Origin of the sequence: Streptomyces sp. NPDC048481, assembly GCF_043200075.1 — a bacterium.
Taxonomy (GTDB): domain Bacteria; phylum Actinomycetota; class Actinomycetes; order Streptomycetales; family Streptomycetaceae; genus Streptomyces.
The window spans coordinates 25,251-46,051 of the sequence record NZ_JBICXC010000017.1; the positions used below are offsets into that span (position 1 = coordinate 25,251).

18 protein-coding genes are annotated in these 20,801 nt (G+C 70.8%); 8 read left to right on the forward strand and 10 right to left on the reverse strand.

The features are described 5' to 3' along the window. The first annotated feature begins 38 nt into the window (after nucleotides 1-38). Nucleotides 39-686 carry a hypothetical protein gene (locus ACGFSH_RS33275; RefSeq protein WP_393355121.1) on the forward strand — a complete coding sequence of 216 codons (648 nt, stop codon included), beginning with the start codon at nucleotides 39-41 and terminating at the stop codon, nucleotides 684-686. Nucleotides 687-808: 122 nt separating this feature from the next. Here the strand turns inward: ACGFSH_RS33275 and ACGFSH_RS33280 are convergent, their stop codons facing one another. Both ACGFSH_RS33280 and ACGFSH_RS33285 read right to left on the reverse strand, forming a co-directional pair. Further along, a complete protein-coding gene (locus ACGFSH_RS33280; protein WP_393355123.1) occupies nucleotides 809-1,261 on the reverse strand; it encodes an iron chaperone in 453 nt (150 codons plus the stop codon). A gap of 153 nt (nucleotides 1,262-1,414) precedes the next feature. After that, on the reverse strand, nucleotides 1,415-2,008 hold the full coding sequence (locus ACGFSH_RS33285) for a TetR/AcrR family transcriptional regulator (RefSeq protein WP_393355125.1): 594 nt from the start codon (nucleotides 2,006-2,008) through the stop codon (nucleotides 1,415-1,417). Between the two features lie 85 nt (nucleotides 2,009-2,093). On the opposite strand from ACGFSH_RS33285, the gene ACGFSH_RS33290 reads away from it, so the two are divergent. Beyond that, nucleotides 2,094-2,912, forward strand: a complete 819-nt coding sequence (locus ACGFSH_RS33290) for an SDR family oxidoreductase (protein WP_393355127.1) — start codon at nucleotides 2,094-2,096, stop codon at nucleotides 2,910-2,912. 218 nt (nucleotides 2,913-3,130) lie between these two features. On the opposite strand, the gene ACGFSH_RS33295 is transcribed toward ACGFSH_RS33290, so the two are convergent. The 5 genes from ACGFSH_RS33295 to ACGFSH_RS33315 all read right to left on the reverse strand — a co-directional run bounded on the left by ACGFSH_RS33295 (nucleotide 3,131) and on the right by ACGFSH_RS33315 (nucleotide 8,536). Further along, complete coding sequence (locus ACGFSH_RS33295) at nucleotides 3,131-3,514, reverse strand: DUF6009 family protein (RefSeq protein ID WP_329417981.1); 384 nt, start codon at nucleotides 3,512-3,514, stop codon at nucleotides 3,131-3,133. Nucleotides 3,515-3,689: 175 nt separating this feature from the next. Then, on the reverse strand, nucleotides 3,690-5,234 hold the full coding sequence (locus ACGFSH_RS33300) for a phage/plasmid primase, P4 family (RefSeq protein ID WP_393355129.1): 1,545 nt from the start codon (nucleotides 5,232-5,234) through the stop codon (nucleotides 3,690-3,692). Continuing rightward, complete coding sequence (locus ACGFSH_RS33305; protein WP_393355132.1) at nucleotides 5,231-6,256, reverse strand: bifunctional DNA primase/polymerase; 1,026 nt, start codon at nucleotides 6,254-6,256, stop codon at nucleotides 5,231-5,233. Before ACGFSH_RS33305 ends, ACGFSH_RS33300 begins: the two co-directional genes overlap by 4 nt. 1,103 nt (nucleotides 6,257-7,359) lie before the next feature. Then, on the reverse strand, nucleotides 7,360-7,731 hold the full coding sequence (locus ACGFSH_RS33310) for a MerR family transcriptional regulator (protein ID WP_393355134.1): 372 nt from the start codon (nucleotides 7,729-7,731) through the stop codon (nucleotides 7,360-7,362). Nucleotides 7,732-7,777: 46 nt separating this feature from the next. Next, nucleotides 7,778-8,536 carry an SDR family NAD(P)-dependent oxidoreductase gene (locus tag ACGFSH_RS33315; protein ID WP_393355136.1) on the reverse strand — a complete coding sequence of 253 codons (759 nt, stop codon included), beginning with the start codon at nucleotides 8,534-8,536 and terminating at the stop codon, nucleotides 7,778-7,780. Between the two features lie 302 nt (nucleotides 8,537-8,838). On the opposite strand from ACGFSH_RS33315, the gene ACGFSH_RS33320 reads away from it, so the two are divergent. Then, complete coding sequence (locus ACGFSH_RS33320; RefSeq protein ID WP_393355138.1) at nucleotides 8,839-11,046, forward strand: DUF4157 domain-containing protein; 2,208 nt, start codon at nucleotides 8,839-8,841, stop codon at nucleotides 11,044-11,046. A 153-nt stretch (nucleotides 11,047-11,199) separates the two neighbouring features. On the opposite strand, the gene ACGFSH_RS33325 is transcribed toward ACGFSH_RS33320, so the two are convergent. The 3 genes from ACGFSH_RS33325 to ACGFSH_RS33335 all read right to left on the reverse strand — a co-directional run bounded on the left by ACGFSH_RS33325 (nucleotide 11,200) and on the right by ACGFSH_RS33335 (nucleotide 15,907). Further along, complete coding sequence (locus ACGFSH_RS33325) at nucleotides 11,200-12,363, reverse strand: ParB/RepB/Spo0J family partition protein (protein ID WP_393355140.1); 1,164 nt, start codon at nucleotides 12,361-12,363, stop codon at nucleotides 11,200-11,202. Further along, nucleotides 12,360-13,622 carry a ParA family protein gene (locus tag ACGFSH_RS33330; protein ID WP_393355142.1) on the reverse strand — a complete coding sequence of 421 codons (1,263 nt, stop codon included), beginning with the start codon at nucleotides 13,620-13,622 and terminating at the stop codon, nucleotides 12,360-12,362. Before ACGFSH_RS33330 ends, ACGFSH_RS33325 begins: the two co-directional genes overlap by 4 nt. A 1,319-nt stretch (nucleotides 13,623-14,941) precedes the next feature. Beyond that, nucleotides 14,942-15,907 carry a ScbA/BarX family gamma-butyrolactone biosynthesis protein gene (locus tag ACGFSH_RS33335; protein ID WP_393355145.1) on the reverse strand — a complete coding sequence of 322 codons (966 nt, stop codon included), beginning with the start codon at nucleotides 15,905-15,907 and terminating at the stop codon, nucleotides 14,942-14,944. A 262-nt stretch (nucleotides 15,908-16,169) separates the two neighbouring features. Here ACGFSH_RS33335 and ACGFSH_RS33340 point away from each other — a divergent pair, with 262 nt between their 5' ends. The 5 genes from ACGFSH_RS33340 to ACGFSH_RS33360 all read left to right on the forward strand — a co-directional run bounded on the left by ACGFSH_RS33340 (nucleotide 16,170) and on the right by ACGFSH_RS33360 (nucleotide 20,592). Continuing rightward, a complete protein-coding gene (locus ACGFSH_RS33340) occupies nucleotides 16,170-16,862 on the forward strand; it encodes a ScbR family autoregulator-binding transcription factor (RefSeq protein ID WP_393355236.1) in 693 nt (230 codons plus the stop codon). Nucleotides 16,863-17,040: 178 nt separating this feature from the next. Then, the gene (locus ACGFSH_RS33345) at nucleotides 17,041-17,739 is read left to right on the forward strand and encodes an HAD family phosphatase (RefSeq protein WP_393355147.1); all 699 of its coding nucleotides are present in this window, start codon (nucleotides 17,041-17,043) and stop codon (nucleotides 17,737-17,739) included. A gap of 125 nt (nucleotides 17,740-17,864) precedes the next feature. Continuing rightward, nucleotides 17,865-18,656, forward strand: a complete 792-nt coding sequence (locus ACGFSH_RS33350; protein WP_393355149.1) for an SDR family NAD(P)-dependent oxidoreductase — start codon at nucleotides 17,865-17,867, stop codon at nucleotides 18,654-18,656. Nucleotides 18,657-18,841: 185 nt separating this feature from the next. Beyond that, nucleotides 18,842-19,441, forward strand: a complete 600-nt coding sequence (locus ACGFSH_RS33355; protein ID WP_393355152.1) for a TetR/AcrR family transcriptional regulator — start codon at nucleotides 18,842-18,844, stop codon at nucleotides 19,439-19,441. 227 nt (nucleotides 19,442-19,668) lie between these two features. Then, nucleotides 19,669-20,592 carry a LysR family transcriptional regulator gene (locus ACGFSH_RS33360; RefSeq protein WP_393355154.1) on the forward strand — a complete coding sequence of 308 codons (924 nt, stop codon included), beginning with the start codon at nucleotides 19,669-19,671 and terminating at the stop codon, nucleotides 20,590-20,592. Nucleotides 20,593-20,801: the final 209 nt, after the last annotated feature.

Below are 20,801 nucleotides of genomic sequence, written 5' to 3' on the forward strand. Positions count from 1 at the left end.
GGCCCGAGAAGCCCGCTTCAGCCCCGACGGGACGCACGATGACTTCTGCGGACGGCAGTGCTCTGGCCGCTGCGACAGCGAGGGTCGTGAACGCCTTCGGCGGGATGACGGCCCAGGCGGACGAGACCGGCTGCGGCCGGTGCTTCGATGAGGCCGAGGTCGAGCTGCTGCGGACTCCTGGAGTCCCGCTCCCGGCGGACCTGGTCCGCCGGGTCGCGCAGAAGGACCCTTTCCACTGGGACGATCAGCCCGCGATCATCCGCCGCGTCCTGCCGCAGCTCGTTGTGATGCTCGCCGAGGGCGAGGACGAGTCCGATCTCCTGGCGCGCGGACTGGCTGCGGCAGGCTGGCCGACGTGGCCTCGTGAGGAGGCTGCGGCAGTGACCGGATCCCTGGACGCCTGGTGGACACGGACTCTGCGGACGAAGACGCCGCCCGTTTCGGCGTGCGCCGTGTTCGAGAGCTGTGCGACCGCGAGTTCCTCGGTCGTCCCGTGGCTCGCCCGCTGGGAGTCCGAGACGGGACCGACTGCCCGACGCCACCTGGCGGACAGCCTCGGCTGGTGGCGAGAGGAGTTGACGTCCGACGACTCGCCTTTCACCTGGTGGTGGGGCACCGAGAAGGAGGCGCGGGCCGCCTGGCACGAAGTGAAGCGGTGGCTGGCCGGTCAGCCCCGGGCGACGTGATTGCACCGAACGAAACCGGGGCCCCGCCGGAACACCGGCAAAGCCCCGATCGCTGAGCAGACGTCGTACGCACACGAACCGGCCGTCCCCGGCTCACCGCGTTCCGAAGACGCGCACACGCCCTAGCTGACCGCCTGTTTCACCAGGGCCGCGATGCGCTCCTCGACCTCGGGCGTCACCTTGGCCAGGGCGAAGCCGGTCGCCCACATGGAGCCCTCGTCCAGCTTGGCGGGGTCGTTGAACCCGAGTGTCGCGTACCGGGCCTTGAACTTCGCCGCGCTCTGGAAGAAGCACACGACCTTGCCGTCCAGCGCGTAGGCGGGCATGCCGTACCAGAGCTTCGGCGTGAGCTGGGGGGCGCTGGCGGTCACGACGGCGTGCACCCGTTCGGCCATGACGCGGTCGGAGTCGTCCATCTCGGCGATCTTGGCGAGCAGGTCCTGTTCCGCCTGCGCCTCCTTGTCCGCCTTGGAACCGCGCCGCGCGGCAGCCTTCTGCTCCTTGGCGTGGTCCTTCATCGCGGCCCGTTCCTCGGCCGAGAACCCCTCGTACGTGTCGCTCTTGGTGTTGCTCATGGTCTCTCCCGTAGCCCGTGGGTCGCACAGACCGACCCGGCGCGCTCGGCCGAGCCCGGTCCCTTCGGCCAGTACAACATCCGTGAAGTCCCCAGCCCTTGATTTCTGCTCAAGGCCTGCTGGAGACGCCGAATGTGAGCACTCCTCCGACCGTCAGGCCGGGGCTTCCAGGGAGTCCAGCCATTGGAGGAGGCGGGCGCCCTCGCGAGTCATGATCTCCGGGTCGCGCAGGGCGTTGGCCAGCAGCGACATGCCCTGGTAGGCGGAGACGAGGGTGACGGCGAGGCCGTCCGGGTCGGGGCGGCCCCATGCACGGAACTGCTGTCCGGCCCAGTCGAGCAGCTGCCGGATGACGACGCCGGCCTCCACGTCGAGGGTGCCGTCGGCGCGCTTGTCGAGTTCGACGGCCAGGGTGCCGGTGGGGCAGCCGTAGCGGGCCGCGGTGTCGCGCCGGCCGACCCAGGCTTCGATCAGGGCCTTGAGACGCTCGCGCGGGTCGGGCAACTCGTCCAGTGAAGCGGTGAGTTGGGCCAGGTGCGCGCTGTGCTCGGACAGTGCGGCCCGGACCAGCTCGTCCTTGGTCTTGAAGTAGTAGTAGACGTTGCCGACGGGGATGTCGGCCGCGTGCGCGATGTCGGCGAGGGTGGTGCGCTCGACGCCCTGCTCGTGCAGGACGCGTGCCGCCGCGGCGGTGAGCCGTCGGCGCTTGTCGGCCGCGCGCGTCCTGGGCTTCACTGAGTCAGTCACCTGACCAACTATAGATCTCCCCCATGGGGCGTGCTAGCGTTCGTGCCTCGCAGTGAGTCAGTCAACTAACTTATGAGGAGATCCCATGATCGCAGTGACCGGAGCCACCGGGAACGTCGGCCGCGAACTGGTCCGCATCCTCGCCGAGGCGGGCGAGACGGTGACCGCGCTTTCGCGCGGCGAGGCGGGCGAACTCCCCGGCGGCGTGCGCCATGTGCGGGCCGACCTCGCCGACCCCGATGCGCTGCGCCCCGCACTCGACGGCGTCGACGCCCTGTTCCTGCTGGTGGCCGGCGACGACCCGCAGGGCGTCCTCGACGCCGCGAAAGCAGGCGGCGTCCGCCGGGTCGTCCTGGTCTCCTCCATCGGCGTCGCCACGCGTCCGGACGTCTACCGCCACCCCGCGGCCTTCGAGGCCGCACTGCTCGGCTCCGGTCTCGAACAGACCGTGCTGCGCTGCGGCGGGCTGGACTCCAACGCCCTCGCCTGGGCCGGGTCCATCCGCGCCGACCGGGTGGCCGCCGCCCCGTTCGGCGACGTCGGACTGCCGGTGGTCGACCCGGCCGACGTCGCCGAGGTCGCCGCCGCCGCGCTGCTGCGGCCCGGCCACACCGGATCCGTCTACGAGCTGACCGGCCCCGCCCCCACCACCCCACGTCAGCGTGCCGCGGCGATCGCCGAGGCGCTCGGCGAGCCGGTCCGTTTCGTCGAGCAGACGCGCCAGGAGGCCCGAGAGCAGATGCTCGCGTTCATGCCCGAGCCGGTGGTGGAAGGCACCCTCGCCATCCTCGGGGAACCGCTGCCCGCGGAGCGCCGGGTGAGCCCCGACGTCGAGCGCGTCCTGGGCCGTGCGCCACGCCCCTTCGCGGACTGGGCCGCCCGCAGCGCCGCCGCCTTCCGCTGACGGCCCGTCGACCCGGAGCAGTCCGGCGCGGTCCTCGCGGCGGAGCGCGCCACAAGGGCAGGCGGGCAGGCCAGGTCACAGAGGACCCTCACCGGCGCTCAGCGCCTCGGGAGACCGGCGCGGGCCCGCGGCGACCTCACAGGGGCCTGTAGCGGCCTGTAGCGGGCCGTAGAGGGCGCAGGGCGCCCTCGCGCACCATTGGCTGCCGTCGGCCCGTACTACGAGGAGGTCCCGGTTATGGCTGCCGGGCCCCGCTGCGAGCGCGGGGTCTTCGCCCCCACCTTCTTGACCTCGATGGTGCGCGGGTCCACGGCCTCGCCGGGAGCGCCCTCGCGGTAGAGGCCGCCGGGCAGGCTGTCGCGGTCGTGCGGGAGGAGGAAGAAGACGCGGCGCTTGTACAGGCCGCTGTCGGGGTCGGGTTCGGCCTCGTCGTCGAGCTGGGCGTAGCCGACCATGCGCCCGTCGCGGGCGTAGGGGGGTTTGGTGTTGCGCCGCCGGGTCTTGTCGAGGGCCTGGCGGACGTAGTCGAGGTTCTCGGGGTCTTCCAGCCACACGACGTGTGCCTCGTGGGTGAGATCGCCCTCGGTCAGTAGCGAGCTCATGGCTGTCGCCCCTCCTTCGTCTGCGGGGCGGTGTGGCATCCCGCCTCGTGGTGTGGTGAGCCGCCCGCGGCTGGCCCTGGCCCCGCCGGTCCATGGTAGGCCGGGCTCATTCGGCCGGGTAGGGGCCTCGGTGCCCGGTGGGAGACGGGTGCGGTGTGCGGCGCGTGGTGTGGGTTCATGACGAGGTGTCCAGCAGGGCGAGGCCCGGGTAGTACTTGCGGCCGTTGGATTTGATCATGTCTGCGGGTGAGGCGAGGCCGACCTCCTGCCGGACCCGGGTGGCGAAGGCCCGGGTGCCCGCGGGACGGATGCCCTCACCCGTGCTGCACCACGCCGCGTACGCGGTGTAGAGCAGGCCTTGTTCCACGCGCAGGTCGGGCTGGTTCTCGAGGTCGCTGGTGCAGCATTCGCTGAGGAAGCGCCCGATGTGGTCCTCGGTGTTCGCGTAGGCGGTGGTGGCGATGCGGACGCGGTCGGGCCCTTCGAGGCTGTCGCGGGTGGCGAGGTAGCGGCGGGCCCCTTCGATGAGCCACTGCAGGATGCCGGGGCCTTCGTCGCGGACGAGTTCGAAGGCCAGGTTGTCGATCTTGCGGTGGTCGGGGACGGTGCGCTCGAAGGGCAGGAGCCGGATGCGGCGCCAGAAGGCGAAGCCGCCCGTGGTGACTTCGGGCCTGTGGTTGCCGAGCAGCCACAGGTGGTGGGTGGGGGTGAAGGAGAAGTAGTCCTGGCGCATGCGACGCGCCTTGATCTTGTCTCCGCCGGTCAGCAGCCGGACCCGGGCCTCGTCGAACTTGTCGTTGGGCTTGAGTTCGCTGCACACGATGAGCCGGCGTCCGTGGAGTTCGGTCAATTCGGTGGAGTGCTCGGAGAAGGCCCCGCGGTCCATGAGGAAGCCGGGAGGCGCGGCGTCGGCGTAGTCGCCCAGGATCTGGATCATGACGTCCAGCAGGACGCTCTTGCCGTTCTTGCCGTGTCCATGCAGGAACGGCAGCACCTGCGCGCCGACGTCCCCGGTGATGGAGTAGCCCAGCAGCAGGTGCAGGAAGTCGATCATTTCCTGGCCTTCGGCGTCGTCGCCGAAGGTGTCGTGCAGGAAGCGGTGCCAGCGCGGGGTCGCGGTGTGCTGCGGAGCGACGCTGGTGGCACGGGAGTTGAAGTCGCGGGTGGGGCTGGGCTTGCGCAGCAAGCCGGTGTTCAGGTCGACGACCCCGGCCGGGGTGCACAGGACGTAGGGATCGCCGTCGAGGCTGTCGGGGTCCAGGGAGAGGTCCGGCGACGCCTTGGCCTGGGTGAGGAGGGCCTTCATGCCGGTCGTCGACAGCGTGCGCTTCTTGTGGTGGTAGAGATCGCGGTCGCTGAAGAGGCCGCGAGGGTCGCTGTCGGGCATGTCCTCGGCCATCTCGCCCGCGGCCCACAGGGCGGCCTTCTCGCCCCCGGTGCGCTTCCAGCGGTAGCCGTCCCAGGAGAACCAGCCGAGCCCCTCGACGTGGCGGAACTGGTCGCGGTAGAGCGTCACGAACAGTTTGGCGTTGCCGCGGTCGGTGAGCGTGCCCGGCAGCGGCACGGACACCGCCCAGGACGGCGGCGCGGACGGGGAGGCGTGAGCCTGGGCGGGCAGCGGGGCCGCCGGGGCGGCCGACGGAGCGGCCGGCTGCTGGAGGTCCAGCATCTGCTGGGCGGCGGCGCTGGCGTCGAAGCGCGGCAACTCGGCGCTGCTCATGAACGTCCTTGGAGGAGGAACGGGCGGGCGGCCCCGGCGGTGAGGGCGTCGTCGATGATGCGGTCGTTGCGTGCGGTCTGCCAGGGCCGGGCGCGCTCGGCCGCGTCGCTCAACAGCGCCCGCGCGGTGCGCTCGTCGAGATGTCCGGCGGCGGCCAGTCCCCCGGCGGTGTAGCCGGCCTTGTTGAGCTTCTCGGTGAAGGCCGCGCCCTCGGGTGTGGCGGCGCATTCGGCCACCTCCAGCAGCAGCGGGTCGAGGACGGCCTGCCAGCCGCCCGCGGCGGCGTGCGGCCGCCTGCTGCGGGGGACCACCGCAGGGCGGGGTCGGACCGGGGCAGGCTGGATCATGTGTCCGGTCCTCACGAGTTCTTCGCCGAGCCATTCCGGCAGCGGCGCGGGCAGACGGGCGGGCCCCTCGCGCAGATAGACGCCCTTGTCGGTGCGGGTGGTGGGGGCGACGATGTAGCCGCCGTCGGCGCGCACGTCGACCTGCCAGGCCAGGGCGGCCTTGGAGCCCGAGCCGGTGGAGCAGCGGAACCGGCTGGCGGGGTGCGGGTTCCGGTACCAGATGTGCAGCCCGCCGGAGGGGGTGCGCACGCGCAGGGTGCTCTCGTCGGCTGCCGGGTCGGGCCGGCCGCGCAGCGCGGCCAGGAGGGCGAGCGTGTCGAAGCCCGAGGCCAGGCCCTGCAGATCGACGGCGTCCGGGATCGGGATGCCCGGCAGCAGCCGGTTGCGGTCGGGGACCTGGGCGGAGTGCGCGTCGACGTCGATGACGACCAGGTCCGCTCCCCCGCAGGCGACGCCGACGCCCCAGGACGGCGACGCCGACCACCAGGCGTCGATGCGGGCCGGGTCGGTGGTCGCCGCGTGGAAGCCGTGGCAGGGACGTCCGGCGGGCAGACAGGGGCAGTCCGCCGGGGGGTGATGCTGCTTCCTGCACGCGGCGCAGTTGCCCGCGGGCGTCTTGCGGCCGCTCGCGAGAGGGTGGACGGGCCAGCCTTGCAGGGCGCACCAGCGAGCCACGGCATGCGGGCTGGCTGGCCGCCCCGCTGCTGTGGGCTCTCTCGTCGCGCCGAGGCCGGGCACTCGTCGTCCTTCTGCCGGGGATCTGATCCCTCCGGTCCCTGCACGCCACTGGGGTGGTGCTCGACTGAAGCCAGGGGCTGGAGGGACCGTAGGGACTGGGTTTCGGAAGAGAGTGTATGACCTGCGGAGCGGGGCCGGGTGGATAGTCCCCCCGCGTGGCGGGCTATCAGCTTCTCGGTCCCTACGGTCCCTTGAGGACCTGCCCGGCGAGCCGAAGGGCGATCCCTCGGTCGGAATGGCCCCATTGGGAGCGACTGAAGCGACTCTGTCCCGAATAAGAGGCTTGCTGTGAAGGGACTTGCGGGGGCCCTCTCCCCGGACAGGGACTGAAACCTGAGGCGGGCAGAGCGGGGCGGCCTCGCTGCTGCGGCCCGGAAAGGGCCCGGCGACCGGCTGGCGGGGCGTCGGGAAGGCGTTCCCCGGCGGCAGGGACCGAAGCACCTCCCGATCCAGGGACCGGAGGGTCCCTGGAGGACCGTCGGTCCCTGCGTTCAGTCCCTGCCCATTTCCGCAGGTCAGAGCGATACTCCACCCCCTGAAAGGGACTGAAGGGACTGAAAGTCTCCATTATCAGCCAACTGGAATACATGTGTTCATCGTGTGTTCGTTACATACGCGCGCACATACACGCACACGCAGGCCTGGCTCATAATGGAGACTTTGAGTCCCTTCAGTCCCTTTTCCTGCCCTCGTACCTGCTCTGACCTGCGCAAACACACAGGGACTGAACGACAGGGACTGAAGCTGGTTCGGTCACTGCGCTCGCGGGTGAGGCCCTCCCTGAGCGAGCGCCGGCGTCACCGCGCCCCGGCGGACCGCAAGGGACCCTGCCGAAGAGGCCGGGAGCCAGGGACTGAAGGCAAGAAATCAGGGGCCAGGGACCGAACTGAAGGGACCCAGCGAAGGGACCGAAGTAGAGGGACCGGGGGAAGGGGCGAGATGGAATCGACGAGATGGCAAGAGGACCGGCGCGGCACAGGCCTGAGCGCTGGGAGCGCATCCACGCACCCTGTCCTGCCCGTCGCCGGTGAGAGCACCGGTCAGGCCGGGGAGCGCCGCGGCTCACCGGTCCGTTCCCGGAGAGCGGACTCCAGCCGGTCGCGGGCCACGGTCTGGGCGGCGATACGTTCGTCGAGAACCGCCAGCCGCTCCCGCGCGACCCTCAGTCCCTTGTCCGAGGGCGGCACGGCAGTCACGTCGCCGTCCAGGCACGGCAGGAACACGCGCACGTCGTCCAGGGTCAGTCCAGCGGCCAGGAGGAGGCGGATGTTGCGCACCCGCACCACCGCCGGCTCTTCGTAGACGCGGTAGCCGTTGGCAGCCCGTTCGGAGGAGATCAGCCCGGCCTGCTCGTAGTGGCGCAGGGCACGAGGCGTCGTCCCCGTGGCCTCGGCCAGCTCCCCGATCCGCACTCGTTCCTCCTCCCCCGAGTCAGGCTCATCACGCGCGTCACACCTATCACGCCACTACGGCTCCCCCGTCGACCGGGAGCACCACTCCGGTGACGAACGCGGCGTCAGGTGAGGCGAGTCGGGTGATCGCCCAGGCAACTTCCTCAGGACGGCCGACGCGGCCCAGCGGAGTGTGGGCCACCTGCCACTCCCGCAGTGCCGCCAGGCGCTCCGGCGTCAGTCCCTGATGCTTGCCGATGGGCGTGGCGACGGCACCGGGAGCGACGGCGACCACCCGGACCCCACGGGGGGCCAGCTCGACCGCCCAGCTGCGTGTCAGCAGGTCCAGGGCGCTCTTGGACGCCGCATAGACGGAGTTGCCGGGCCAGGCCCGCTGCCCGACCGAAGTGCTCACGTTGACGATCACCCCGCCGGTCCTCTCCAGGAACGGCAGCAGAGCCTGCGTCAGCAGGATGGGCGCGACGAGGTTGGTGGCAAGCTGATCCGCGATCACCGCCGGACTCAGGGTGCCGAGGGATCCGCTGCGCACGATGCCCGCGTTGTTGACGAGCACATCCAGTCGGCCGTGCGTCCCGGCCACGGCGTCGACGATCCGTTCGATCCCGTCCTCAGCGGTGATGTCCGCGGGCAACGGAGTGATCCGGTCGTGCCCGGCCGCTGTCCCGGCGAGGGGTTCGCTGCGCCGTCCGATGGCGATCACCCGAGCGCCCTCGGCGGCGAAGGCGCGGGCCGTGGCCCGGCCGATGCCGGTGCCCGCTCCCGTGACGGCGACGATCCTGCTGCTCTGCTGTGGTGCGTTGCCCATGCCGGCATCGTGCAACCCTGCCGCCAACGGCAAGGTCAAGCTCCCTTCCCGTGGCCGGAGGCAGGCGCCCTTCCCGGGCCGGAACCCCACCGGGCCGCCGCCGGCAGGCCCTGAACCGTCCAGCGGCCGTGTGCCGCGTGAACGACGAGCAGGTGGACAAAAGAGACCACCCCTCCCCGAATCGCCCGCCCCAGGGCTGATATTGCCCTCAGGCGTGCCCTTGCAGACATGGGCAACGGAGCGCGGATACGGAAGGGTGCAAAGTTCGTCGCTCCCATGAGGACGTGAGAGAAGGAGAGACCGTGCGCGCACGCAGCCAGGAGGCCGACCGGGACCGCGGTCAGGACCGTGAGCACCGCCCCGCCCGGCCTGCCGCATCGCTGCCGGGGAAGCTCTCCGTCATGTCGCCCCGGCAAGCACTGACGTTGCAGCGGCTGGCGGGCAACACCGCCGTGACGCGGACACTACGGAACGAGCGCGAGCACGAGGGCCTCGACGCGCCCTCGTCCCTCTCCCCCACCTCCCCCACCTCCCCCACCTCCCCTACCTCCCTCACCTCCCCTTCCTCCCTCTCCCCCTCTTCCTCCGACGCGGCGCACCGGCCCGCTGCGACGACCGCTGTGCAGCGGTCCACGGTGCACGAGGTGCTTGCGGGAGCGGGCCGCCCGCTGGACGCCGACATACGTGCCGACATGGAGGCACGACTGGGGGCCGACTTCTCGGACGTGCGCCTGCACACCGGCTCCGCGGCCCAGCGGTCGGCGCAGGAGATCGGCGCCCGCGCCTACACCTCGGGCAGTCACATCGTCCTGGGCGCGGGGGCGGGAGACCGGCACACGCTCGCCCATGAGCTGACCCACGTCATCCAGCAACGCCGCGGACCGGTGGCCGGCACCGACCACGGGGACGGACTCAGCGTCTCCGACCCGGCCGACCGCTTCGAGCGGGAGGCAGAAGCCAACGCCGGGCGCGCGCTCAGCCTCCCCGCGGAACACGCCGGCTCCGCGCCCACGGGAGCGGAGGGGCACGCCGGCCACGTCCACACCCCGGCAGGCACCGCCGTGGTGGCGCAGCGCATGTGGAGCGGGAGCGGCTCCGGCAGCCGCTCCCGGCGCGCCGGAGCCGACGACCGGGGTGCTCAACTGGCCAGGCAGCAGCGCGAGCAGATGGAGTACCTGCCCGCTCTGTACGTCCCCGCCGAGACGTTCGGCCGGGACGGCAGCCTGCCGCCCCAGCCCGTGGACGCCTACACGACGCCTGCCCCGGGCTACGTCGAGATCCTGCGGATGGAGGACTCCCTTCTGCCGAGCGTGCCCCACCGCTCCCCCGGCCCGCGCGACGCCTGGCCGATGAAGTACCAGTCGGGGGACTTCATCTACCGGGTGGAGATGGTCAACGACCCGCAAGGCCACACCAGCGAGCTTCTCATCGACGCGAGCCGGCCGTTCCGCATCCTGCGCCGCACCCTCAAGATGCGGCAGGGCGGCGCATCGGCGGGCCGTACGTACCGCTTCGCGGAGCGCTGGGCGCCCAACCCGGAGTACTGGAACCTGCGTGATCCCCGAGACGCCGCCGAGGCCGCGGCGCAGGCAGCCGACCGGGGCCTGCCCGACCAGGACCGTCTCAGCCGGTACGACGTGGCCGACTTCTCGCCCCTGCCGACCGCACCCGACCAGCCCTTCGTCTTCTACGTCTCGCCGAACTCGGTCGACCCGCACTTCCAGCGCAGGGACGGCACCCAGAAGAACGACCGCCGGTACCTGAGCGCCGCGTCGTTCGACAGCACGGCCGCCGCGGATCCGGCGGTGACGGGCTTCGGGCAGCAGGCGTTCCAAGGACTCTCCGCCCCGCACCAGGTGGACCGCCGCACCGGGCGCCGCGACCCGGCCCGCGCCATGGGCAACCGGCAGGCCAACGAGCTGATGGGACACCAGGGACGAGGGGGGTCCACCGGCGAGCGCCTCGCCTCGCACGAATGGTGCCACCTGGTGGGAGACGGCGACGGCGGCCCGGACGCCCCCGCCAACCTGGTGATCGGGACCAACGCGGTCAACACCGAACAGCTCGCCATGGAGACCGCGCTGCGCCCGTTCGTCGGACGGCTGCGCACCATGGGCTACTCGATCCAGCTCCGCGTCCGGGCCCTCGTCACGCCCGTCGTCGATCCGGCCCAGCCCGACCGCCCGTCCAATGCGGCGGAGTACATCAGCTACCGGATCTCGCTCGTCCCACGGGGCGAACTCGACGCAGCCGCCCCGTGGGAGATCCACCGGCAGATCATGGACGGCCGGCGCGGCACGATCACGGAGCTGGAGTTCACCTACCTGCACCACACGGTACGGGCCAAGCTGCGCCGGGCCATCGAGGACATCGAGGCCGAGCAGGACGACGACCGCATGAGCGACGGGCCGGGCGGACCGCCCGCGCACCACGCGGCCTACGGCGCTCCGTACGGCTACGCGCCCGCCTTCCAGCCGACGATGCCGGGAGCGGGCCCCGGGTACTTCTGATGCCGGCCCGGACGGCACACTCCCCCGCCCGCTCGGTGATTACGCCGTAATCACCGAGCGCCCGATACGACGACGACTCGGTGATTACGCCGTAATCACCACACCCCGCGCTGCCGGCAGCTCCTGACGACTGCCGGGCGTCACGGCTTCCGATCAGGTGGCGGAGACGCCCTGGGTGTCCCTGTGCTTGATCAGCAGATCCAGCATCTTGTTGAACTCCTCCGGCGGCATCTTGTAGATCAGGTGCTGCGCGGCGTACACACCGTCCTCGTAGGGGAACCGCTTCGGCTTCTGCTCCCCCGCAGTGGGCCCAGCCGTTCCTTCGGCCGTGGGTCCCTGCGCGGGCACGGACGGCTGGAACGGAGGGGACGAAGGGGACTGCTGCGAAGCCGACGACGGGCCGTGGGACGCATCGTCCGTGACCTTCGACGTGCCGATCGCAGCGTGATCGGCCGCCGCCGGCTCCGCTTCGGCCTCGTCGGCGAAGTCAGGAACGGAACCGCCGGTGATTACGCCGTAATCACTTCCCTGGGCGTCGTGAGGTTCAGCATCCGGGCGCTCCCCGGACTGTGCGCTTCCAGGCTTGAGGGTCCGCGCCTTGGCTTCTTCCCTCCGGGCCCGCTCCGCCTTCAGGTCCTCCAAGGCCGCTTCCTGTTCCTGAGCGGGCTTGTTGCCGACCGCGCGCAGCAGATCGATGGGCTCTTCGCCGATGCGCTCCTGCAGCTCGGGGGTGAGATGGAGAAGTGCCAGGCGCTGAGACACCCATCCCTGCGAGCGATGGAGGCGTTTGGCGAGTGCCCGCTGACTCCCGTGGATGGTGAGGAGGCGCTGAAGGGCGCGGGCCTCGTCGATCTCTTCGAGGTCCTGACGGTGGATGTTGGCGACGAGAGCCGACTCCAGCAGCTCTTCGGACGTACTGCCCTGGTCGTCGCTGACCATCACCTTGATGGTGGCCAGGCCCGCTTCACGAGCCGCCGAGAGACGGCTGCTGCCGTCGATCACGACATGGGTGGTGTCCGGCTCGAGGTCGGCTTCCTTGTCAGGGTTGACCCTGATGTAGGCGTCGCGGTTCATCACCGTGATCGCCACCTTCTGCCCATGCGTGGTCAGGCTGCCGGCGAGGTCGGTGAGATCGCCCAGCGAGGAGCGCGGGTTGTCGGGGTTGACGCTGATGCGGTGCACCGGAAGTTCCGAAGGAGGCGCGATGCCCTCCGTGGGAACGCCCGTGGCCGCGGCAACGGCCTGACGGCGCGCGCTCACGGTACGCGTGGCCGCCGCGCCGAAGCGTCCCGCGCCCAGCTGATCGGCCTTGCTCATGCGATCTCCCTTGCCAACGCGCGCATGCCGATCGCCTGCTGCGACTTGGGTGCGTACGACAGCAGGGGCTGCTTCAGGCGGACTGCTTCCTTCTGCTCCTTGAGATCGCCGATGAGTCCGACGACGCGTGGATCCTTTATGTCGACCCATCCCTGCAGAGAGGACGTGGCGATGTAGCCACGGCGGGAGTCGTAGAGGTTGACGACGATGCCGAGGTAGTCGATGTCCACCTGGAGGTCGCCGCGCAGGTCGTCGATCTGGGTGGTGAGAAGCTCGTAGGCGTCGGCGGAACTGTCCTCCGCCTGCACCACGATGAGGGCTCCGGACTGGCCCGGCTTCTCGCCGTCGCGACGGCGGCCGTAGTAGGCGGCGGCGTCCATGCTGAGGCCGAGGCTGGGCGGACAGTCGACGAGGATCACGTCGTAATCGGCTTCGAGAGGGGCCAGGGCGCGTTCCAGGGCGGCTTCGCGGGCCCGTACGGCGGACAGCCGCACGTCCAGAAGGAAAGCGTCGTTGCAGGCGGGCAGCAGGTGGAGGCGTCCGCCGAAGGCGTCGTCGTCGATGGAGACGATGAGGTCGCGAAGGTCGCCCTTGGGGTCGCCCGCCATGTGGTTGGTGAGGCTGTCGCCGTTCATCGGCAGGGGCGCGGCGCCGAGCTGGTTGCTGAGGTGGCACTGCGGGTCGAAGTCGACGAGCAGGACGCGCAGTCCGAGCCCGGGCAGGTTCTCGATGTCGAGCGGATCGCCGGCTGGCTCGGCGTCGGCGTGCGCGTCGCTCGCCCGCAGGGCCTTGGCGAGTGCCTTGGCGACCCTCACGGAGTGCAGGGCGTTGGAGTCTTCGGCGAGGGCTTCGCCCAGACCGGCGGTGATCGCCGTCTTGCCGACGCCGCCCTTCTGGTTGCAGACGATGATGCGGCGGGTGACGGCGGGCCGCTCGATGTCGGGTGCCGGGTTGGCGTCGAGCCACAGCTGCACGGACTGGGCGAGCCCTTGGATGAGCGAGACGCCCCGGTCGGACGCGACCTGCCGGAACTCTTCCCACTGGCCGGGAGGCAGGAAGGTGGAGAAGGAGTCGGCGCCGGCGGTGTCGACGGGCGCGGTGGCCGAGGCCAGACCGCACCACGCGCTGATGCCCTGTTCCACGGCGGTCTGGATCTCGATGCCGTGCTGGGCCGTTCTGATCTTGAGGTTCTGCCGGAGCCGTCCCGGCAGCTTGGAGACGACCTTCTCGCGGTCGCTTGAGATGGCTGGCGAACTCATGAAGGACACCATACTAACGTCGATGATCGATAACAGCATCGACGCGTTAGCTATACCAAGTTGATGCGGGAAATCTTCAAGTGGCGCGCCCGGCCGGCCTCCGCTGGACGCGACGGAGCCTCCGAAGCGGTATGCCCGAAATGCCGAAGACCTCTCACGGCCGGACCTGACCAACGGCTCGCGATCGACGAGTGATTACGGCGTAATCACTACCGACGTCACGGCAGCTGACTGGGTGCCAGGGACGACCTCGGGACGCTCGGCGCGGCCTCGGGGCAGTCCCGGTCATCACCGTCCGCGACGCGCGGCGCACACGGACGTCCTCGGCCAGCCGTCAGTACCGCTCCAGTACGCCCATGCCTGGCATCGAAGGCGGCCGCCCGCTCCATCAGGCGGCACCACCCCGAGTGATTACGCCGTAATCACACCCCCGCGGCTTGCCGCCCGGCCTGGACCACGAGGTGGCGGGCGCGAACCCGTCGCCCCGCAGTCACCACGGGTCGCCGTCGTACAAGGGATTACGTCGTAATCAGTGCAGCGGCCTGCTGGATTGACCCGTGGCACGCGGGTCCTGCCTACCGGCTTGCTCGGCTGTTGGGTGATTACGGCGTAATCACCGCGCTCCCCTCGGCCTGGTCCACCGACCCCTCCGGCCCGTTGGGTGATTACGGCGTAATCACTCGGTGGCCCGCTTGCCCGGGCTACCGGCCTGCTTGGTTGCTGGGTGATTACGCCGTAATCACTGTGCCGGTCATTGGTCTGGCCCACGCCCTGTCTTGCCGTTGGGTGATTACGCCGTAATCACCCGTGCGACCCGCTGGCTTGGCCCACTGGTCCGGTCACCAGCCTGCTTGGCTGTGCAGTGATTACGGCGTAATCACCGAGCCCGGCTCAGGTCTTCGCATGGCCGTGGTCGCCACCTGCGCCGGGCGTCGGTCGTGTTGGCACCGTTCTCCCCTCGGGCTTCGCTCGTGCCCCAGAAGGTCCTTAACTGGCATAAGGGTTAAAAGCGACTTGCGGAATGGGGGCTTCACGGGGCTGTCCCTGACGGGGTGGGGTGATCCGACCTTGAGGGCCGTGAAAGGCCGTCAGGGAGGCTTACAGGGCTTTTCGTTCTGCGGGAGGCCCTTGACGCCCCTCCGATCGGGTGACGTCGGCCCCAATGCCCGGTCACGGGCTCTCGCGGCCGGAGCGGTGTCGGGATCCGCCGGGCCTCGGCGACGTGCGTACCGCCGTGGATCAGCTGGCTGCTGCGGCGGTGCACGAAGCCTCCGCACGTGGCACGTCGTCCTGGCCGCTCGTCCGAGCCGGCCTCGTGGTCACGGCGAGGTCAGTGCGATGGTCGCCGTGAAGGCGGGGGAGTCGTTCTGTACGGCCTGGACGCGGATGAGCCGGTGGGCGTCGCCGGGGCCTCCGGCCGGCGTGCGGTCGATCCAGCAGGGTGCGTCGAACTCGACGTACTGGCTGAACACGGCGTCGAGGCCGGTCGCGAGTCCCGGCAGCGGGTGGGCCGCCGCGTGGGCGCTCTGGCGGGCGGCTTCGAGCAGCAGCATGCCGGGGACGTGGTCGGCCGGGTGGTCGAAGAGGACGGAGTGAGAGAAGTCGGCGCGCAGCTGGGCGCGGGTGAGCGCCGGGCCGGGGGACCGGTCGGTGGCCACGGCGGGGAAGACGGCGGGGGAGAGGACCACGTCGTGGGTACGGGTGCGGGCGACGCGGGCCGGGGCCACGGCGGGCGCGAGCGGGACGGCGCGCCGTGCGGCCTGTACGGCGTCGGCATAGGGTCCCCGCAGGCGCGGATAGACGGCGGGGGAGAGGTTGCAGAACCTCGTCTCCGCCACGCCCAGCGGACGGCCGTCGATGTACAGGTCGACCTGCATGCGCAGCGAGGCCAGCCTGCCGGCGCGGCGGACGATCTCAGAGCAGGTGACGTACATGTCGATGTCGGCGTCGGTGCCGGTGAACGTCAGGGCGACGGGGTCGACTTCGTAGCTCAGGCTGCTCCATGACTGGCGGTGGCCGAAGGGGACCGCGTAGGCGACGTGACTGAGCAGCGGCACGCTCTGACGGACCGACTCGGCGACGAGCAACGGGTCGTGGAAGCCGCCCTTCGGCCCGTAGAAGGGGTGCCGCGACGGCCACCTGGCGGTGACGTGGAAGCGGTCGGGTCCGATCGGGGACAGCCCGGTCAGCAGGACCTCCGACGCGGCGGCCTTGTGCACGTACTCGCGCGGAACGGAGGTGGCCGACGGTCGCTCTATGACTCGCGTCGAGGCAGTCACGGTCATGTTGATCCCCCCCAGGGATGTGGTTGACCTCGTGTGTTTGGCGCGGTGAACTTGTCGGCAACAATATAGAGAGCGCTCGTTTTGTTTTTCTGTCAAGCAAGAGTAAAGATGATGTCACGAGTAGGCCAAGGGTGCTGCCGCGAGGATGGACGAATCGGATGTTTTCCGGCTGGCTGGCTTGAGTCTTCCTCGACATCCGGCAGGTTCGGGAGCTGAGGCCGATACCGTAAAGAGTGTTCGGTTTCGCAAGGAGGTACTGGTGGTGCGTCAACCCAGGCAGGAACGGGGAGTACAGACTCGGAGGCAGTTGCTCCGTGCGGCGGCAGAGGTGTTCGACGAGTCCGGTTTCGCCGGAGCGAGCATCAAGGACATTCTTCAGCAGGCCGAACTCACGGCCGGGGCGCTGTACTTCCACTTCGAGTCGAAGGAGGCGCTGGCCCGCGCGGTCATGAACGCGCAGCCCGATTCGATAGTCCCGTGGCTGGAGTCGGAGGGGCTGCAGCGGCTCGTCGACATCACCCTCGTCTGGTCGCAGCAGTTGAGGACGGACCCGCTGCTGCGGGCGGGCGTGCGGCTCACCACCGAACAGGGTGCGTTCGGCCTGCGGGACGCCAAGCCCTACCGCGACTGGGGCGCGATCATGGCCGACTGTCTGCGGGTCGCGGCCGACAAGGGCGAGCTGCAGGCCGGCGTCGACCCGGACGAACTCGCCGAGTTCGTCGTCGAGGCGTGTACGGGCATGCAGACCTACTCCGCCGTGGCGAGCGAGGAGCGGGCGGACCTGGGCGACCGGGTCGTACGGATGTGGCGGCTGCTGCTTCCGGGCATCGCCGTGCCGACCGTCATCGCCCACACCGAAGTGAGCGAGGCGCGCGCGAAGGAGCTGCTGCGCGCCGCCTCCGCCGCGGCCTCCGCTTCGGCGGCCGCCAGTAAGGGCGGCGGCGCGAAGGACTGACCGCGGACGTCGGGCGGACGCAAGTAGGACGCCGGCCGCGGACAGCGGTCGACCGACCGCGCGTGAACGACCAGGGTGCCCGCCGGCGCGGAACGCACCGTGCCGGCCGCGCCCGTCGGAACCGACGGGCGGGCGCGGTGAAGCAGCGTGAAGAATCCGTATCCACAGGGGAGAAGACATGGTTCACGGTCTGGGACATCTGCGCGTGTGCGCGGTCAACATCGACGGCGTCATGCTCGACGACACCTTCAGCCCCGTCATCCACCACTTCCTGGTGAGCCGGGGCTGCGCCTACACCGCCGAGGTCGAGCGGAGCATCTTCTCCCAGCCCCGTTCGGTCGCGGGCCGGCTGCTCGCCGAGGCGGTCGACGAGCCCATGACCGGCGAGGAGGCGCTCGACGCGTACTTCGAGGAGCGTGCACGCCATGTGGCCGCCCACCCGGTGCGGGTGAACGACGGGGCGATCGAACTGGTCCGCAGGCTCCGGCGGCTGGGTCTTCGCACGGTGTGCTACGGAGGTCTCGACAAGAGCCACTTCGACGCGTTCCTCGGTGAGCACGCCGATCTGTTCGACGACCCCGAGTACATCTGCACCGATGCGTTCCGGCCGGGGCTGCACGAGATCGCCACCGACCACTTCGGGCTGAAGCACGACCAGGTGCTGGTGATCGACGACGTCGCGGCGGTCGGCGAGACGGCGAGATCGCTGGGGATGCCCTTCATCGGTCACCCCAGCCACTTCGAGCACAGCTTTCAGCGGCAGCTGATGCGCGAGGCCGGCGTCCGCTACCTGGTCGACTCGCTGCACGCCGTGGACGAGGAACTGCTGCGGTCGGTCGATGCCGAGGCCGCCGCCGGCACGGTGTGGCCGTTCTGAGCGAACTTGGCGGTCTTAGCGGTCTTCGCCGTGGGCATGATCGACGGGTCGGCCGGTGCAGGACGCCCGGCGAACGACGGCACGACACAGACGTCGTGCGTCGTGACACGGACGTTGTGACACCGATGAGACCAGGGGGAGTAGGCGTGGGAGACGGACACAAGCTGCTGAGCGGCAAGGTGGCCATGATCACCGGGGCGTCGAGCGGGATCGGCGCGGCCGCCGCCCGGCTGTTCGCCGACGAGGGGGCTGCGGTCGTCCTCATGGCCCGGCGCGCGGAGCGGCTGGCCGAGCTGGTGGAGAGCATCCGCGACGGCGGCGGTCGGGCCGCGGCCGTCGCGGGTGACGTGACGGTGCCGGGTGACGTCGCCCGCGCTGTGGAGACGGCGGTGGACACGTTCGGCAAGCTGGACGCGGCCTTCAACAACGCCGGATACGGCACGGCGGGAGTCCCGCTGCACGAGATGGACGCGGAGACGTACGACCGGACCATGGACGTCAATGTGCGGGGAGTGTGGAATTGCCTGTTCCACCAGATACCGGCGATGCTCGGCTCCGGCGGCGGGGCCGTGGTGAACACCTCCAGCGTCGCGGGCCTGAAGGCCACCGGAGCCTCGGCCGCGTACGTCGCCTCGAAGCACGCGGTGATCGGCCTGACGCGGGCGGCGGCCTACGACTACGGCCGGCGGGGCATCCGCGTCAACGCGCTCGTCGTGGGCGCCACCCGGTCCGAGATGATGGACGGCGTCATCGCGGAGCTGCCGGAGCTGGAGGAGGTCTTCCTCTCCGACTCGTTGCAGCGCAGGATGTCGCAGCCCGACGAGGTGGCGCAGGCGGCGGCTTGGCTGTGCAGCGACCGTTCGTCGTTCGTCACCGGTTCCGCCATGGCGGTCGACGGCGGTTCGACCGCCGTCTAGCGCGCGCACCTTTAGCGCGCACGGGCGCCTCGTGGCGGCAATCGCCGCAAGCATGACCTCCTCCTGGAGCCGCACCGGCGTTGCCTTCCCGGCAAAGCATAGAGAACGATCGTTTTGCTAAATTGGCATCGCGGACGGCCGGGGTCGCTCCCGGCCGTCCGGTCGTGATCAGGAGGAGGAGATGTATGAGGCAGCAGGAGAGGGCGCTGCGGACGCGCGCCCGGATCGTCCGGGCGGCGGCGCTGGAGATGGACCGGCTGGGCTACGAGGGGGCGCGGCTGTCCCGGGTCTCTCAGGTCGCGGACGCCTCCATGGGGGCTGTGACCTTTCATTTCCCGACCAAGAAGGCGCTGGCCGAGGCGGTGCGGGAAGAGGGCGTGGCGAGTGTCGACGCCGTGGTGAACCGGACGTTGTCGGCCGGGACTTCGCGGCTGCGCGCCGTGGTCGACCTGACCGTCGCGCTCGCGTCCCTGCTGGAGCGGGATGTCGCCGCCCGGGCGGCGGCGCGGGTCGCCCGGGAGCAGCCGGACGTGATGGAGCAGTGGTCGGGCTCGTGGCTGCCGACCGTGCTCGACCTGCTGAACCGTGCCCGCGCGGACGGTCAACTGCGGCCGGAGCACTGCCCGGAGACGCTCGCCGCCCTGATCGTGTACCTGCTCGCCGGCGCGGAGTCGGAGATCCGTACGGGCGCCGGCGCGCCGGCGGGCGGTGCCGGGAGCGTCGCCGACCGGCTGGAGCAGATCTGGCGGCTGGTCCTGCGCGGCGCCGAGGCCGGGAGGGTCTGAGCCGTCCCCGCCTCTGGAAGCGGTAGCTGCCCTTCCACACTAGAAAAACATAGCGAACGTTCTGTACGTTATCTGGTGCCGTCGGTATGCACGTCGGCGTCGGTGCGGCCTGCCCGCGGCATCAGATCGGCTACCAGACACGGAGCACATGGAGGATTGGCGTGATTCGATTCCGCATACGGGTCCGCGCACTCGCCGCGTCCGGCGCGGTGGACGGGAGCTGACGGATGAACATCAAGCACCTCAGCGCGTTCCTGACGGTCGCGGACTCCCGCAGCTTCACGCAGGCGGCCCGCATCCTCGGCCTGGCCCAGCCGACCGTGACCGCCCGCATCAAGTCCCTGGAACAGGCGCTGGACACGCCGCTGCTGCTCCGTACGGCCTCCGGGGCCAGCCTCACCCCGGCCGGCCGCCGGCTGCACCGCTACGCGCGCCGCATCGTGCAGCTGAGCGAGCTGGCCCAGCGGTCCGTGAGCGGCCCCGCCGACGCCCCGGACGCGCTGGTGATCGGGGCCGCCGAGTGCATCGTCACGTACCGCCTGGTCCCGCTCATCGAGTACCTGCACCTGCGCCACCAGCAGCTCGACCTGGTGTTGCGGGCGCTGGACGGCGACCCGGTGCGGCTGGTGCGGGAGGAGCAGATCGACTGCGCGTTCTTCATCGGCCCGCGCACGGCGGCCACCGACGTGAACCATCTCGTGCTGCGCCCGGAGGACCTGAGCCTGGTCGCGCACCCCGAACACCCGCTGGCCGGCCGTCCGGTCGTCTCCACCGCCGACCTCGCCCCCCACACGGTGGCCTGCGCCAGCCGGGAGAGCGGATACCAGCAGGGCCTGGAGAGGGCGCTGGCCGAGGCGGGCGCCGTGGCCCGCGGGATCCTCGTCCTCGGCTCGGTCGACGCGGTCAAGCGCAGCGTGGGCGAGGGCATCGGCATGGCGCTGCTGCCCACCGTCGCGGTCGCCGAGGAGCTGCGGCTGGGGCAGTTGCGGCGCGTGGACTGGCGGCCGCCCTTCACCGTGTACTCGCAGTGCGTCTGGCGTGGCGGCCTCGACGACGACCCGGTGTTCCGCACGGTGCTCGGCACGGCCCGGCAGGTGCTGGCCGAGTCGGACACGGCCGCCGCCGGGCCGGCGCTGCAAGCGGTCTGCTGACCGTGCGGACGCGGTCGGCCGCCCGTGCGGGACGGTCGCGCCCCGTGAGGCCGCGCGCCTCCGGTCCCGCGCCTCGCGCGGGCGGGCGGTTCGGGCACGGAACGGCGCGGAACGCCGGTGGGCGGTGCGCGTCGCCGGGCGGCGCACGCCGCACGGGGGCACCGGTACGGCGGGCGCATCCACGCGCCGGCGGCCGGGGTCCCGTGCGG

Bases quoted from the DNA above. Each gene is read 5' to 3' on its own strand.
- ACGFSH_RS33275 (WP_393355121.1), top strand. From the start codon at position 39: ATGACTTCTGCGGACGGCAGTGCTCTGGCCGCTGCGACAGCGAGGGTC.
- ACGFSH_RS33280 (WP_393355123.1), bottom strand. From the start codon at position 1,261: ATGAGCAACACCAAGAGCGACACGTACGAGGGGTTCTCGGCCGAGGAA.
- ACGFSH_RS33290 (WP_393355127.1), top strand. From the start codon at position 2,094: ATGATCGCAGTGACCGGAGCCACCGGGAACGTCGGCCGCGAACTGGTC.
- ACGFSH_RS33295 (WP_329417981.1), bottom strand. From the start codon at position 3,514: ATGAGCTCGCTACTGACCGAGGGCGATCTCACCCACGAGGCACACGTC.
- ACGFSH_RS33300 (WP_393355129.1), bottom strand. From the start codon at position 5,234: ATGAGCAGCGCCGAGTTGCCGCGCTTCGACGCCAGCGCCGCCGCCCAG.
- ACGFSH_RS33315 (WP_393355136.1), bottom strand. From the start codon at position 8,536: ATGGGCAACGCACCACAGCAGAGCAGCAGGATCGTCGCCGTCACGGGA.
- ACGFSH_RS33325 (WP_393355140.1), bottom strand. From the start codon at position 12,363: ATGAGCAAGGCCGATCAGCTGGGCGCGGGACGCTTCGGCGCGGCGGCC.
- ACGFSH_RS33330 (WP_393355142.1), bottom strand. From the start codon at position 13,622: ATGAGTTCGCCAGCCATCTCAAGCGACCGCGAGAAGGTCGTCTCCAAG.
- ACGFSH_RS33335 (WP_393355145.1), bottom strand. From the start codon at position 15,907: ATGACCGTGACTGCCTCGACGCGAGTCATAGAGCGACCGTCGGCCACC.
- ACGFSH_RS33345 (WP_393355147.1), top strand. From the start codon at position 17,041: ATGGTTCACGGTCTGGGACATCTGCGCGTGTGCGCGGTCAACATCGAC.
- ACGFSH_RS33350 (WP_393355149.1), top strand. From the start codon at position 17,865: ATGAGACCAGGGGGAGTAGGCGTGGGAGACGGACACAAGCTGCTGAGC.
- ACGFSH_RS33355 (WP_393355152.1), top strand. From the start codon at position 18,842: ATGAGGCAGCAGGAGAGGGCGCTGCGGACGCGCGCCCGGATCGTCCGG.
- ACGFSH_RS33360 (WP_393355154.1), top strand. From the start codon at position 19,669: ATGAACATCAAGCACCTCAGCGCGTTCCTGACGGTCGCGGACTCCCGC.